Source organism: Salinispora cortesiana (assembly GCF_000484695.1).
Lineage (GTDB): Bacteria > Actinomycetota > Actinomycetes > Mycobacteriales > Micromonosporaceae > Micromonospora > Micromonospora cortesiana.
In genome coordinates this window covers 19,328-31,956 of sequence record NZ_AXVR01000015.1, presented here as the reverse complement: position 1 = coordinate 31,956, position 12,629 = coordinate 19,328, and the positions used below count along the sequence as shown (strand labels likewise).

Annotated in this window: 14 protein-coding genes; 9 read left to right on the top strand and 5 right to left on the bottom strand. The window is 68.6% G+C overall.

Going from position 1 to position 12,629, the window contains the following annotated elements; translation table 11 throughout:
- Positions 1 to 150: 150 nt before the first annotated feature.
- Complete coding sequence (gene amcB, locus K228_RS0109525; RefSeq protein ID WP_342667116.1) at positions 151 to 1,254, top strand: cyclophane-forming radical SAM peptide maturase AmcB; 1,104 nt, start codon at positions 151 to 153, stop codon at positions 1,252 to 1,254.
- Complete coding sequence (gene amcA, locus K228_RS0109520; protein WP_025618237.1) at positions 1,223 to 1,459, top strand: multiple cyclophane-containing RiPP AmcA; 237 nt, start codon at positions 1,223 to 1,225, stop codon at positions 1,457 to 1,459. Before amcB ends, amcA begins: the two co-directional genes overlap by 32 nt.
- Before the next feature lie 211 nt (positions 1,460 to 1,670).
- On the opposite strand, the gene K228_RS0109515 is transcribed toward amcA, so the two are convergent.
- Together K228_RS0109515 and K228_RS0109510 are read right to left on the bottom strand one after the other, a co-directional pair.
- Entirely contained in the window at positions 1,671 to 1,886 is a 216-nt protein-coding gene (locus K228_RS0109515; RefSeq protein ID WP_025618236.1) for a DUF3073 domain-containing protein, read from the bottom strand.
- A gap of 291 nt (positions 1,887 to 2,177) precedes the next feature.
- Positions 2,178 to 3,260 (bottom strand): Glu/Leu/Phe/Val dehydrogenase dimerization domain-containing protein, encoded by a 1,083-nt coding sequence (locus tag K228_RS0109510; RefSeq protein ID WP_025618235.1) that lies wholly within the window; start codon positions 3,258 to 3,260, stop codon positions 2,178 to 2,180.
- 218 nt (positions 3,261 to 3,478) lie between these two features.
- On the opposite strand from K228_RS0109510, the gene K228_RS0109505 reads away from it, so the two are divergent.
- Both K228_RS0109505 and K228_RS0109500 read left to right on the top strand, forming a co-directional pair.
- Positions 3,479 to 4,318, top strand: coding sequence for a DUF8083 family protein (locus K228_RS0109505; RefSeq protein ID WP_025618234.1), 840 nt, complete (start codon positions 3,479 to 3,481; stop codon positions 4,316 to 4,318).
- A 252-nt stretch (positions 4,319 to 4,570) separates the two neighbouring features.
- The gene (locus tag K228_RS0109500; RefSeq protein WP_007073996.1) at positions 4,571 to 4,780 is read left to right on the top strand and encodes a BldC family transcriptional regulator; all 210 of its coding nucleotides are present in this window, start codon (positions 4,571 to 4,573) and stop codon (positions 4,778 to 4,780) included.
- 153 nt (positions 4,781 to 4,933) lie between these two features.
- Here K228_RS0109500 and K228_RS0109495 read toward each other — a convergent pair whose 3' ends face one another.
- Positions 4,934 to 5,314 (bottom strand): PPOX class F420-dependent oxidoreductase, encoded by a 381-nt coding sequence (locus tag K228_RS0109495; RefSeq protein ID WP_025618233.1) that lies wholly within the window; start codon positions 5,312 to 5,314, stop codon positions 4,934 to 4,936.
- 235 nt (positions 5,315 to 5,549) lie between these two features.
- Here K228_RS0109495 and K228_RS0109490 point away from each other — a divergent pair, with 235 nt between their 5' ends.
- Complete coding sequence (locus K228_RS0109490; protein ID WP_025618232.1) at positions 5,550 to 6,407, top strand: 3-hydroxyacyl-CoA dehydrogenase family protein; 858 nt, start codon at positions 5,550 to 5,552, stop codon at positions 6,405 to 6,407.
- A complete protein-coding gene (locus K228_RS0109485) occupies positions 6,404 to 7,147 on the top strand; it encodes an enoyl-CoA hydratase/isomerase family protein (RefSeq protein WP_025618231.1) in 744 nt (247 codons plus the stop codon). Before K228_RS0109490 ends, K228_RS0109485 begins: the two co-directional genes overlap by 4 nt.
- 110 nt (positions 7,148 to 7,257) lie before the next feature.
- On the opposite strand, the gene K228_RS0109480 is transcribed toward K228_RS0109485, so the two are convergent.
- Together K228_RS0109480 and K228_RS0109475 are read right to left on the bottom strand one after the other, a co-directional pair.
- Positions 7,258 to 8,592: an ABC transporter substrate-binding protein gene (locus K228_RS0109480; protein WP_025618230.1), complete on the bottom strand. Its 1,335-nt coding sequence runs from the start codon at positions 8,590 to 8,592 to the stop codon at positions 7,258 to 7,260.
- Between the two features lie 146 nt (positions 8,593 to 8,738).
- Positions 8,739 to 9,257, bottom strand: coding sequence for an SRPBCC family protein (locus K228_RS0109475; RefSeq protein ID WP_025618229.1), 519 nt, complete (start codon positions 9,255 to 9,257; stop codon positions 8,739 to 8,741).
- A 227-nt stretch (positions 9,258 to 9,484) separates the two neighbouring features.
- Here K228_RS0109475 and K228_RS0109470 point away from each other — a divergent pair, with 227 nt between their 5' ends.
- The 3 genes from K228_RS0109470 to K228_RS0109460 all read left to right on the top strand — a co-directional run bounded on the left by K228_RS0109470 (position 9,485) and on the right by K228_RS0109460 (position 12,448).
- Positions 9,485 to 9,946, top strand: a complete 462-nt coding sequence (locus K228_RS0109470; RefSeq protein WP_025618228.1) for a GbsR/MarR family transcriptional regulator — start codon at positions 9,485 to 9,487, stop codon at positions 9,944 to 9,946.
- Position 9,947: 1 nt separating this feature from the next.
- Entirely contained in the window at positions 9,948 to 11,246 is a 1,299-nt protein-coding gene (locus K228_RS0109465) for a glycosyltransferase (protein WP_025618227.1), read from the top strand.
- A 353-nt stretch (positions 11,247 to 11,599) separates the two neighbouring features.
- Positions 11,600 to 12,448 (top strand): hypothetical protein, encoded by an 849-nt coding sequence (locus K228_RS0109460; protein ID WP_025618226.1) that lies wholly within the window; start codon positions 11,600 to 11,602, stop codon positions 12,446 to 12,448.
- Positions 12,449 to 12,629: the final 181 nt, after the last annotated feature.

Genomic DNA, 12,629 nt, shown 5'->3' with positions numbered 1-12,629 from the left:
ATGGACTGCCGATCAGGGCTTCACCCGGGTGGCCGACTCCGCCTAGCCTGAGGAGCACCCTCAACGTTGCCAGGCACGTCGGGGTGTCGACACCGCGCCTAGGCCTGGTAGAGGAGGGCGATGGCGGTGCGGGGACAGTCGACAGGCGGGATGCACGGTGTGGCCGCCGTCCCCGCCTATGTGGTTATGCAGCCCACCACCCTCTGCAATCTCGACTGCGCCTACTGCTATCTCCCGCTCCGCCACGCCGACCGGCGGATGCCGGTCGGCGTGGCGGAGGCGGTGGCCGTATCGGTCAATCCGTGGGCGCGGGCTGGGCGATTCTCCGTGGTGTGGCACGGTGGTGAGCCGCTCGCCGCCGGGCAGGAGCTGCTCGCCGCGCTGATTGCCCCGTTCGGGCCGGAGGTCGAGCATCACGTCCAGACCAACGCGACGCTGATCGACGATGCCTGGTGTCGGTTCTTCGCGGAGCACCGGATCCGGGTGAGTGTCAGCGTGGACGGGCCGCGGGAGCGCAACGCGGATCGGGTCACCCGGGGCGGGCGTCCCGCGTACGCCCAGATCATGCGGGGAGTCGAGGCGCTGCGTCGGCATGGGCTGCCGTTTTCGGCGCTGGCCGTGGTGGGACGCCCCGAGCCGGGTCTCGCCCGCGAACTATACGACTTCTTCCTCGATCTCGGTCCGGACGTGTTGGGCGTGAACATCGAGGAGACCGAGGGGGTCAATACGCGGGCCAACCGCCACGACGCGGCTGCGGTGACCACCTTCTGGGCAGAACTGGTGGCGGCCTGGCGCCGGAACCCCCGCATCCACCTGCGTGAGATCGAGTGGTCCCTGCGGTACGCCGCTGCGGTGTTGGACGGCGTCGAGGAGCAGTTGCTACCTCGTCGGCTGGATCCGATTCCCACGGTCGGCTACGACGGTTCGGTGACTGTGCTCTCGCCCGAACTGGCCGGCTTCACGAACCCCCGGTACGGCGACTTCAGCAGCGGCAACGTGCTGGTCACTCCGCTGGCGGAGATCCTGGCCGAGGCCGCGGAGACACCCTGGGTCGGGGAGTTCCTCGCCGGGGTGGAGGCTTGCCGGGCATCGTGTTCCTACTTCGGCTTCTGCGGCGGTGGCCACGCGGCCAATCGCTACTTCGAGCAGGGACGCTTTGACGGTACGGAGACCGAGCATTGCCGCAACAGCAAGATCCGCCTACTGGAGGGAGTGTTGGAGCATGCCCGAGAACACCGGTCCCCGGCGACCTGAGCGCACGGCGGGCGCGGTCTCGGACGACGTGGTTGATCGGGTCCGCGCCGCGGGCGTCGACCTCACCACGTTGCTTCGCGAGGCCGAGGCGGCCCGCCACCTACGGGCGGAGGCGGCAGGAGACGGCACCTCCAGCGCGGTCTGCGCCTGGAACCACTTCGAGAACATCCCGACGTTCTATAACTGGAACAACCGTCCACGCTGAGTCGACTGGCCACCGCGGGGTCACGCTGAGTCGACTGGCCCACCCCGAGCCGTCCACGCTGTGCCGGTGCTGCCCGGTATCTGCCGAACAGGACGTGTCTCGGAGCCATCGCCAGCACTCCGAGACCCGCCCTGTCTCCGTCGGGGACCGTTGACCGATGGGCACAGACATGAGCACGCGGATCGACCGCGTGCTCAGTTGCGACCAGGGGTCAGCGGTTGGGACGAGCCCGGTTTTCCGGGTCGTCGTCCACGTGGTCCTCGTCATCGTCGTCGACATACTCTTTGTAGTCGTCGTCGAAGTCGTGGTCCGACTTGTGGCTGCCGCCGAGTTCGCGTTGCAAGGCGGCGAGGTCGGTGTTCGGGGAGTGGTACTTCAACTCCCGGGCCACCTTTGTCTGCTTGGCCTTAGCTCGGCCGCGCCCCATGGCTCGACCCCCTCGCACAGAATGCGGGGCAGCCCGAAGGCGGGCCCCGATGACGTCAGGCATCTCTCGTGGCTCTTACGGTACATGGAGATGCCATCGTTCGGCACCTCGGGTTACCGTCGCCCGGCTCCGCGCGTCGCGGCGGGCCGGTCGTCACCCAGTGTACTCGGTAAGGGCCAATCCGGGGAGTGCCCCTAACAGCAGGCGAATCACCGTGAATCCAGCTTAACCGCGTCGCGTCGCTCTGTCGGCCCAGGGGCGGAACCAACCCGGCCCGCCCCCGGGGCGTGATCAGGGCAACAAGATCGTTCGCAGCCGGCCTACCTCAGCCATCCGTCGCTCGGCCAGCCGGTCCGCTGCCACCGCCGGCGGCACCCCCTCGGCATCGGCGAGCCCCAGGATCTCCCGGGTGGTGTCGTAGATCTTGGTCGCCCGCAGCTTGGCGCGGTCGAAGTTGAAGCCCTCGATCTCGTCGGCGACCTGGATCACGCCACCGGCGTTGACCACATAGTCGGGCGCGTACAGGATGCCCCGGTCGGCGAGGAGCTTTTCGATGCCCGGGTGGGCGAGCTGGTTGTTCGCCGCCCCGGCGACCACCTTCGCCCGTAGCGCTGGGACCGTGTCGTCGTTGAGCGTGCCCCCCAGCGCGCACGGGGCGTACACATCAATGTCAGCGGCGGTCAGTGCGGTGGCGTCGTCCAGCAGCGTCACCTGCGGATAGTTCGTCCGCGCCCAGGCCAGGGCCCGCGGGTTCACATCGGTCGCCACGACCTCGGCGCCATCGTCCACCAGATGGCCGACCAGGTACTTGCCGACCTTGCCCAGGCCGGCGACGCCGACTCGTCGTCCGCGTAGCGTCGGCGTGCCCCAGGCGTGCTCGGCTGCGGCGCGCATGCCCTGGAACACGCCCCAGGCGGTGAGGATCGAGGAATCGCCGGCGCCCCCGTGCTCACGGCTTCGGCCGGTGACGAACCGGGTCTCCCGGGCGACCACGTCCATGTCGGCCACGTAGGTACCAACGTCGCAGGCAGTGTAGTAACGGCCACCCAAGGTGCCCACGAAGCGGCCGTAGGCACGCAATAGTGCCTCGCTCTTGAGCTGTTCGGGATCCCCCCAGATGACCGCCTTGCCGCCGCCCAGGTCCAGCCCGGCGAGGGCGTTCTTGTACGCCATCCCGCGGGAGAGGTCGAGCACGTCGGCGAGGGCTGCCTCCTCGCTCGCGTACGGGTAGAACCGGGTGCCGCCGAGCGCGGGCCCCAGCGCCGTGGAGTAGATGCCGATGATCGCCCGAAGGCCGGACTGTTTGTCCTGGCAGAACAGAACCTGCTCGTGGCCGACCGACCCGGGGTCGTCGGCGGTGGCGAATACGCCCATGACTCACTCCTGGTGTGGTGTGCGGCCTTGTGGGCCGCGGACCTGCGGACGCCGGCGGGATGCTGCCGGTGCCGCTGAGCCTAGTATCGGCCGACATCGTCTCCGTCGTCACCGGCGTGTGCGTCCGTACGGCGGGACCAGCCGCTCGGCGACTCTCCGGAGTGCACGCGAAACTGTGCCACCAGGGATTCGCATCCGACTCGTGGGAGGATCGCGCCGTGCCCTCGCTCTTCGCCGCATACCTGCGCGTGTACGAACCGCTGACCGCCTTCGACCGTGACCGCCAGGCGTACTGGCAGAGTTACGTCGAACAGGGACGGGCCGTCGCCCCGGCGGAGGGGCCCGGCCGGCAGCTCACGTCGGTGATCGAGGCGCTCGGAGCGGGCTGGACGCGGCTGCCGAATCTGCCGGACGAGGCGTACGTCCTGGAGGCCGACGACACGCTGCTGGTCTGTCCGTGGAACCTGCGCATCCGGGTCGCCGAGGCGGCGCTGAACGCGCGCGATGGCGTACCCCCGGTGTTGGCTGACGCCTTTGTGCCGCCGGTGCTGGCCGGTAAGGCCAAGGCGGTGGTTGACGACTGGCGTAGCGGGGCGCGTGTCCTGGAGCACGGCGTTCCCCGGGTACACGAGCAGATCGCCACGTGGGGCGTGCCGCTGCGGTGGTTTGTCCTCTTCGAGCCGGCGGAGCGGCACCAGGTCACCGAGCCCGGCCGGCGGGCACTGCGGTACCGGACGGAGATTTCCAAAGCCCGCCGTCGCTCGTCGCGGGCCCTTGCCGTGCTGCGCAAGTCGGTCGGTGCCGCGCCGATCACCGAGGCGGTGGAGGAGGCCGCGCGCTGGCTGGAGGAGTTCCATCCACGGTCGGTGGTGGAACTGGACTACGGCGGGCTGGTGTCGCTGCTCTCCGACGAGACCCTCGCCGCTGACGACTCGCCGGAGTTGGTCGCCGCCGGTCTGGCCGGGCTGTCTCGGGGCGAGGCGGAGGAGGCGTCAACGGCTTACGACAAGCTGGTTGCGCGGTGGCGTGCGGTGCAGTTGCTCGAGCGGTGCAACTGACCCCAAATCAGTTGATTGAACCTCGCTGATCCGGGAACCATTCGCGTTTGATACGTCACGACCCGTGATCATGAGATCACATAAGGTGTGCCCTGTCATGTTAAAGGCGAATAATTCGGTCATGGTTCATCCGTCCGTCTAGGGACGTTCGGCCGTTCGGCCCATGTCGGACATCGGGGACTAGCCGGACCATGGGAGACGCGTCGGCCGGCGGGACCCCGGCCGATGTCTATACATGTGGAGGAGTGACCCATGGCATCGCGAACGCACGAACCGGAGCCGCTGCTCACGCCGGCCGAGGTGGCGTCGATGTTCCGTGTCGACCCGAAAACGGTGACCCGTTGGGCCAAGGCCGGCAAGCTGAGTGCGATCCGGACTCTTGGCGGGCACCGTAGATACCGGGAGTCGGAGGTCAGAGCGCTGCTGCAGGGGCAGATCCCACAGCAGCGTCAGGGGGACTGACCGGGTGAGAGCCAACGGACAATGCGCGTAGGGCGGTGGACGATCTGTCCACCGCCCTACCCGCATTTCTGCGGGCGAACGCCGCTTAGCCCCCGGAGTCTCGGTGGGGGGCGGACGCCGTTAGCCCCGGGTCTCTTGTGGGGCGGACGCGGTTCAGTCCTTGAGCGTGACCCGGATTCCCACCGTGCCCTGCTCGCCCCGGCGTAGTCGGCTCCCCAGCAGGGTGAGCCGGCCGAGTACCCGGTACTTCTCCTTGATCAGGCTGCGGACGCGCCGGGTGCCCGCCGAGTCGGCGAGCGCGGCGTATCCGGGCACCGCCGGACCGTGCGGTCGACCTCGGACATCGCAGGGGGCGACGGTCACATCGCCGCTGCGCCGGATCCGCTTCACCTTGCCGGAGTTGGCAACTGTCCAAACTACGAGCGCATCGCCGTCACGGACCGCCCAGACCGGGGTCGGCACCGCACGGCCGTCCTTGCGGAAGGTCGTGAGCAGGATGTACTTCTCGGTCGCGAGTCGGTCCAGCGTGGTCACGCCGCCAGGATACGACCCCCGCGGCCGGTTGACCGGGCAGTAGCCGGGCCGGCGTGCCGTACGTCGCTGAGCTGATCGTGGAACTGCCGCGGTGGCGTCCATCCCGGAGCGGCCCTCCGCCCGGTGCGGGCTGCCGCGCGACGCCTCCCAACCAATAGGGTCGCGGGGACGAGCGAAACGGGTAGGCGGGACGGCGCGGGTGACCCCCGGGGCGCCGCCGGAGGGAGGAGGCACCATGGGTGACCGTTGGGTCGTGATCGGGGCCGGCACGATGGGCCTCGGGATCGCGTACGTGGCCGCCGGTGCCGGCTACGACGTGGACCTGGTCGAGGTCGATCCGGCCCGGGGTGAAGCCGCCGCGGTGCGCCTCGGCGAGCTGTGGGACCGGGCCGCCTCCCGCGGCCGGATGACGGTTGAGCAGGCCGGCGCCGGCCGGTCCCGGGTGACTGTTCGGAGCACCCTCACCGAGGTCAGCGCCGGTCCGGAGGTCGTGGTGGAGGCCGTACCGGAGCGGGCCGACCTGAAGCGCTCCGTGCTGCGCGACGCCGAGAACCTGAGCCCGGCGCTGTTGGCCAGCAACACCTCCAGCATCTCGATCGCCGAGCTGGCCGAGGGGCTGACCCGCCCGGACCGCTTCCTCGGCCTGCACTTCTTCAACCCGGTCTGGGCGATGACGCTGCTCGAGGTCGTGGTCGGTCCAGGGACCGCACCGCAGAGCACGGACGCGGCGGTCGCGCTCGCCGCTCGGCTGGGCAAGGACCCGGTCGTCGTACGTGACCTGCCCGGCTTCGCCACCTCCCGGCTGGGGGTGACGCTCGGTCTGGAGGCGATTCGAATGGTCGCCGACAAGGTGGCGGAACCAGCGGACATCGACAAGGCGATGGTGCTTGGCTACCGGCATCCGGTGGGGCCGCTGGAGCTCACCGACCTGGTCGGGCTGGACGTGCGGCTCGACATCGCCCGCACCCTGGCGGCCGCGTACGGGGAGCGGTTCGCGCCGCCGCCGCTGTTGGTCGAGATGGTCGCCGCCGGACACCTCGGCAAGAAGTCCGGCCAGGGCTTCTACCGGTGGGAGAACGGGGTGAAGGCGTGAGGGGCCTGCGGATCGAAGAACAGGCCGACCGGGTGGTGGCGATGCTGGACCGCCCAGAGAAGCGCAACGCCATCGACGTTGACCTCGTCCACGCGCTCCACGAACTCTGCGCCGAGCTGGAGGCCCGGCCGCGGCTGCTGCTGCTCACCGGAGGCGCGGAAGGCATCTTCGCCGGGGGCGCCGACATTGGTCAGCTCCGCGAGCGCGACCGGCTGGATGCCCTCGCCGCGATCAACTCGGCCGTCTTCGCCCGGATCAGGGCGCTGCCGATGCCGACCGTGGTAGCGGTCGATGGGCCGGCTCTGGGCGGCGGTGCCGAGTTGGCGTACGCCGGCGACCTACGGGTGTGCACCGCGCGGGCCGTCTTCGGACAGCCCGAGGTGCGGCTCGGCATCCTGGCCGGGGCGGGGGCGACGCACCGGTTGCCGGCGCTGGTCGGCGAGGCGCGGGCGAAGGAGCTGCTCTTCACCGGCCGGCGGGTGGATGCTGCGGAGGCCCTGCGGATCGGTCTGGTCAACCGGGTGGTCGCCGAGCCCGCCGAGCTGCTGCCGGCGGCACACACCCTGCTCGACGAGGTGGCGAAGGGCTCCGCGCTCGCGTTGCGGCTGACCAAGCTGGCCGTGGATGCTCCGGCCGCCGCGCACCCGCACCTGGATCTGGTCAGTCAGGCAGTGCTCTTCGAGGACGAGGAGAAGCACCGGCGGATGACCGACTTTCTCGAGCGTCGGCGTCGGTCCTGACCGGGTCGATGCCGGCAGCGGTGCGGGGCGCGTAGCTGGCCCGGTGGGCGCGTGGTGCGGCCAGCACCCCGACAAGCGGCCCAGTGGTGCGGCCAGCACCCGATCACGGCTCAGTGGTGCAGCGGCACCCCGGCGTCGGCGAGGTCCCGGATCAGCCCGGCTGACTCACTGAAGCCGATGATCAGGACAGCGTCGGCCCCAGACTCCTTGATCTCGCGGACCACGGAGGTGAAGTCGACCGCTGTCGCCTCGGCGCCCTCCGGTGGCTGATATGTGCTCAGGTTGAGCTGGTCCGGTCCGAGGCCAGCACGTTCCAACTCGGACCGGACGATCTCCTGTAGGCCCTCGCCGTACGAGTCCTGACGGGCCACGATGGCGATCTGCTCCGGGCCGTCCCGCAGGATGACGTCAGCCAGCGCCCGGCCCTGCAGGCTGTCGGGTGGAGCGGTTCGGAAGTAACGGCCCTCGTCGTTCAGGTCGGTGAGGCTCGCGTCGGTGTTCGACGGGGAGAACAGCACGAGCCCGGCCCGCACCACGTCGGGTAGCACTGCCCGGGAGACTCCCGACGCCCCGGCGCCGATGATCACGTGGACGCCGGCGGCGGCATGGCTCGCCACCGTCGCCCTGGCGACCGCCGGATTGGTGCCGTCATCGCCGTCGATCCAGGTAACCGGGTTGCCAAGGACGCCCCCGGCGGCGTTGATCTCCTGGATCGCGAGGGCGGCGCCGGCGGCGAGGGGTGGGTTGGACAGCGCGAGGTCCCCGGTCTGTGGCAGCAGGCCGCCCAACACCAGCGGGGCGTCCTCGTTCTGGTCGGCCGCCTCGGCGTCCGGCGGCGGTGCGCTGCTCGCGGTGGACTCGGAGCCCGCACCGACGAACTCCGTCTTGGCGTCGTTGATCTGAGTCCCGTCGAAGTGCAGGGTGGCATAGCTGGCGGTGGAGGGTTCGCCGGCTGCGGTGAACCCACCCCGGGTGATCGAGACACTGCGGTACTCGATGTCCTGCCCGTCACGGGCCAGCTCGAGGCAGGCCACGGCGGTCTCACACCGTTGGCCACCGTTGGTGACGCCGACGATCTGTGCTGCGACAGCCGCCGGATCGGTGGTGCCGGCGAGCTGCGCGGCGAGCGCACTGATCAGCACCGCGTCGTAGGTCTCCGCCGCATAGACGAAGCTGGTCAGGTTGGGGTCGATCGACCGCAACCGGTCCTTGAAGTCCTCCGGCAGCGGGGTCAGCGGTGTGGTGCCCTTCATCCCGTCAACCAGGTCGGCCCGGTCCCCCAACTCGGTGGGGAACGAGTTGAGCATGTTGCCGTCGGTGCCGTAGAGGCGGACGGAGGTAGCGGTGACCTCGTCGGACTCGTTAGTTCCGCAGGCGCTACTGGCGAGCAGGAACGTCGCGCAGGCGGCCAGAGCGGCAGCTCGCGGGGCGCGTGAGATCAGCATCGCGGTCCTTCCTCGGGCGAAGGTAACGCTGCGCAGAGTAGCGCGCTCTGCCCACGCCCGGGGCCCTGCTATTCCACGGTCCGCAGGTGGACCGTGTTGATTTGCCAGGGTTTTGTAAAAGTGGCGGAAATGGTCGAGCCAGTGCCTTAGCCGACGGTGCGCTTTGCGACCACGCTCGCATAGCGAGCGAGGAGTTCGGACCAGCCAGTGGTGAGCGCCCGACGGTAGCCCTCCGCTGCTGGGCCGTGCCGATCGAAATGCCGGTGTTCTACCTCTACTCGGGTCTGTCCCGACTGGTCGGACCGGAAGAGCGCCTCGACCTCGCTGGCCCGAGCCGGGTCGGGCGCGGGGACGCGGTCCGCCCCGATCTGCCAGGTGAAGACGAGCCGGCGGGGCGGGGTCCAGGCCAGTACCCGGCCCCAGTCGTTGCGGAAGCCGTGCGGGCCGATTTCGAACAGCATCCCGCCGGTCCGTGGCTCCATCTCCAGCGTGGTTAGTAAGTCGGGGCCGGACCAGGTGTACTCCATGACCCACCAGTCAGCTATCGCGCCGGTGAATACCGCGAATGCCTGCTGCGCCGACGCGGAAACGAGGATCGAGCTGCGGAGTGAGTACCGTGCGAAATCCTGCCGGACATCGACGGGATCGATCATCTCCTGTCCCATAAGCCCGGACCATACCGGCTGATGCGTGCTGGTGCAGCATTGCAAGGCGCTTGATTCCAGTTGGTTAGCAGCAGTCATGCAGGAGGGCGGATCGTCAATACTTCCCTTGGGAATAGATTCGTGGTGGAAATTTTCGTATTTCGCTCTGTCCTGGTTTCCAATCCAGGTCTAATTTCTTTTTTAGAAAGTTCTGAACGTTCGAGACTATCGTGTCAGGAGGGGAGTTTATGGACTCGGAGGCTCGCCGGCGGTACGCCGAGGAGGTCGGTGTCGTCCTGGCTCGGATGGGCACCACCCCCGCCTTCGGCAAGTTGCTGGGCTGGCTGCTCATCTGCGACCCGCCGACCCAGACCACCGCACAGCTGTGCGAGGCGATGGGGCTCTCCAAGGCCTCGGTGTCCACCGGCATGCGGGTGCTGGAACAGTCCGGCCTGGTCCGACGGGTGCCGAGCCAGGGCCGGGGACACGCGTACGAGATGCATCCAGATGCCTTCGCCCGTGCCATCGACCCAACCGACAAGATGCGCGTCTTCATCGCTCTGATGCAGCGCGGGATCGATCTGATCGGCGACGCGGCAGCACCCGAGGCCAGCCGATTACGCCATACCCGCGACTTCTACACCTTCATGGTCGAGCGCACCCCAGCCCTGATGGAGGAGTTCCGTCAACAAGCACGAAAGGACAGCTAGGATGCGAATCCTGGTGATCACCGTAGGGTCGCGAGGGGACGTTCAGCCGTACGTGGCCCTCGGCAAAGGTCTCCAGTCGGCCGGCCATGAGGTCACTCTGGCCACCTGCGCCCGATTCCGGTCGTTCGTCACCGACCAGGGTTTGGCGTACGGCGAGCTCAGTGACGACATATTGCAGCTGCTGGATTCGGCCGCAGGCCGGGCCGCGATGGAGGACACCACCGGGGTGCTCGGGGCGGTCAAGACCAACATTAGGCTGGCCCGTCAGGCGAATCCGATCAACCGGAGTCTGCTCGCCGATGCCTGGGCGGTGGCCAGGCAGGTCAAGCCAGATCTGGTCGTCTACCACCCCAAGGTGCTGGCCGGTCCGCACATCGCCGAGAAGCTCGGCGTACCGGTAGTACTGGCGCTGCCGGTGCCGGTCTCCGTACCGACCGGTGACTTCCCCCTCGTCGGGCTACCCGAACTGCCCCTGGGCCGTTGGTACAACCGACTGACCTACTGCCTGGCCGGTGCCGGCTACCGGATGTACGATGGCATGGTTAACACGTTTCGTCGCGACACGCTTGGACTCGCCAAGACCAGCGGTGCCGCGCTGACCACCCGACTCCCCGACGGGCGGCCGATCCCGGTACTGCACGGCATCAGCGAGCACGTCCTGCCACGCCCCGCCGACTGGCCCGGGCACGCGCACCTCACCGGCTACTGGTTCCTTGACGATGCCGCCCGCTGGCAGCCCCCGGCCGCCCTGGTCGACTTCATTGCGGCGGGCGACCCGCCGGTGTACGTCGGCTTCGGCAGTATGGCCGGACGCGACCCGCGCCGCCTCACCCGGCTCGTCGGTGAGGCCCTGCGCCAGGCCGGCGTCCGCGGCATCGTCGCCACCGGCTGGGGTGGCCTGGCGGAGACCGAGCCGTCAGACACCGAGCCGTCAGACACCATCTGGCACCTCACGCAGGCCCCACACGACTGGCTCTTCCCTCGGGTGTCCGCCGTCGTGCACCACGGTGGGGCCGGCACCACCGCGGCGGCGCTGCGCGCGGGCAAGCCCTCGGTGATCTGCCCGTTCCTCCTGGACCAGTTCGTCTGGGGCCGGCGGGTATTCGCGCTCGGCGCGGGCAGTGCGCCAATCCCACAGCGGAAGCTCACTCCGCAGCGGCTGGCTACCGCGATCCGTGCGGTCACCACTGACGCCGAGATCCGGGCCACCGCGGTCCGGCTGGGCCGGAGCCTCGCGGCCGAGGATGGAGTCGCGAACGCGGTCGATCGGATCGACGCTCTCCGCAGCCCGGCGGGGTAGGTCGCCAGCGGCGCCGAGGGGCCGCACTCCTAGCCTGAGAACGCCCGCGGCTTGCTGGAAAGGGCGCCGGAGAGTGACGTCGGAGAGTACTGCGACGCGTCACTGTCACCCGATCACAATCAGCGGGACAGTGGGACGCACTCGCGTCCCATCCCCGTTCCTACCTGCGATCTCGCGGGGGTCACCACACTACGCAACCCCCGCGGCTGGAGTAGGTTGTCTGATTTGCCGGCTTGGCTAATCTACGAATTCACCATATCCTACCGGTGTAGCACCCGTTGCCTCCGGCCGCCGCAGGTCGGAGGCTGTGTTTGGGCCCTGAGTTTGCATCCGGAGTAAAGGGAGTCAAAGCGTTGACCGACGAGTCCGGTAAGGCCAACTTCAGCGGAATCTACAACCAGGAGACGCCGCGTGCGTATTACGCCAACCTGCGACGGTTGAAATACGAGATCCCGCAGCATGGGGCGACCGTATTCAACCAGCTGATCGATGCCCAACCGTGGGGTGACGGCTATCGCCCCACCGTGCTCGACGTGTGCTGTTCCTACGGCATCGTCGGCGTCCTCACCAAGACCGATCTTGAGCTGGACGACGTGTACACGTACTACCAGGGTGCCAGTGCCGACGGGCGTTCCGTGGACCAGGTGCGCCGCGCCGAGACCGAATTTCTGGGTCAGCGGGCCCGGCCAGCCGCTCCGCACGTCATCGGGTTGGACGTCGCCGAGAACGCTACTCGGCACGGTGTGGCAGTGGGTGCGCTCGACGATGCCTTTGTCGAAAACCTGGAGGCGGAGCAGCCTTCGTCGGAATTGGCCAAGAAAATGTCCGAGGTTGACCTCATCACGACCACGGGTGGCATTGGCTATGTCACCGAGCGGACGTTCGAGCGGCTACTCACCTGCACCGAGGCACCGCCCTGGGTCGCCGCGTTCTGCCTTCGGACATACGACTATGAGCCGATCTCGGACGTGCTCGCGCAGTACGGGCTCGTGACCGAGAAGGCGGACCAGGCTGTTCGGCAGCGGCGGTTTATCGACGATACCGAACGGGAGTGGGCGATGGCGGAGCTGGCGGCGCGGGGCGTCGACCCGGCCGACATGGAGAGTGCGGGATATCTGTACGCCGACTTCTACCTCTCCCGCCCGCAGGAAGATGCAACCGAGAAGCCGCTGGCAGACCTGGTGACGATTCCAGCCAACTAGCTGACTCTGCCCCCGGCCTCGTCAACACTGCGCCGGGGGCGCTGGGTGAGTCGGTGAGAGTTCCCTTCGGGCTTGCAGGATCACGCTTGTCGTGACTTCTGCCGGCCCGTTCGAGGGCTGCTACGGCGTGAGATCGAGGCTTGGGGACTGCTGCCCCGGACGCGGGCAGGTCCCCAAGCCT

What these genes read in the sequence shown, in the direction of transcription:
- amcB (WP_342667116.1), top strand. Translation starts at nt 151, where the DNA reads ATGCACGGTGTGGCCGCCGTCCCCGCCTATGTGGTTATGCAGCCCACC.
- K228_RS0109500 (WP_007073996.1), top strand. Translation starts at nt 4,571, where the DNA reads ATGGCATCGCGAACGCACGAACCGGAGCCGCTGCTCACGCCGGCCGAG.
- K228_RS0109465 (WP_025618227.1), top strand. Translation starts at nt 9,948, where the DNA reads ATGCGAATCCTGGTGATCACCGTAGGGTCGCGAGGGGACGTTCAGCCG.
- K228_RS0109475 (WP_025618229.1), bottom strand. Translation starts at nt 9,257, where the DNA reads ATGGGACAGGAGATGATCGATCCCGTCGATGTCCGGCAGGATTTCGCA.
- K228_RS0109470 (WP_025618228.1), top strand. Translation starts at nt 9,485, where the DNA reads ATGGACTCGGAGGCTCGCCGGCGGTACGCCGAGGAGGTCGGTGTCGTC.
- K228_RS0109490 (WP_025618232.1), top strand. Translation starts at nt 5,550, where the DNA reads ATGGGTGACCGTTGGGTCGTGATCGGGGCCGGCACGATGGGCCTCGGG.
- K228_RS0109515 (WP_025618236.1), bottom strand. Translation starts at nt 1,886, where the DNA reads ATGGGGCGCGGCCGAGCTAAGGCCAAGCAGACAAAGGTGGCCCGGGAG.
- K228_RS0109480 (WP_025618230.1), bottom strand. Translation starts at nt 8,592, where the DNA reads ATGCTGATCTCACGCGCCCCGCGAGCTGCCGCTCTGGCCGCCTGCGCG.
- K228_RS0109510 (WP_025618235.1), bottom strand. Translation starts at nt 3,260, where the DNA reads ATGGGCGTATTCGCCACCGCCGACGACCCCGGGTCGGTCGGCCACGAG.
- amcA (WP_025618237.1), top strand. Translation starts at nt 1,223, where the DNA reads ATGCCCGAGAACACCGGTCCCCGGCGACCTGAGCGCACGGCGGGCGCG.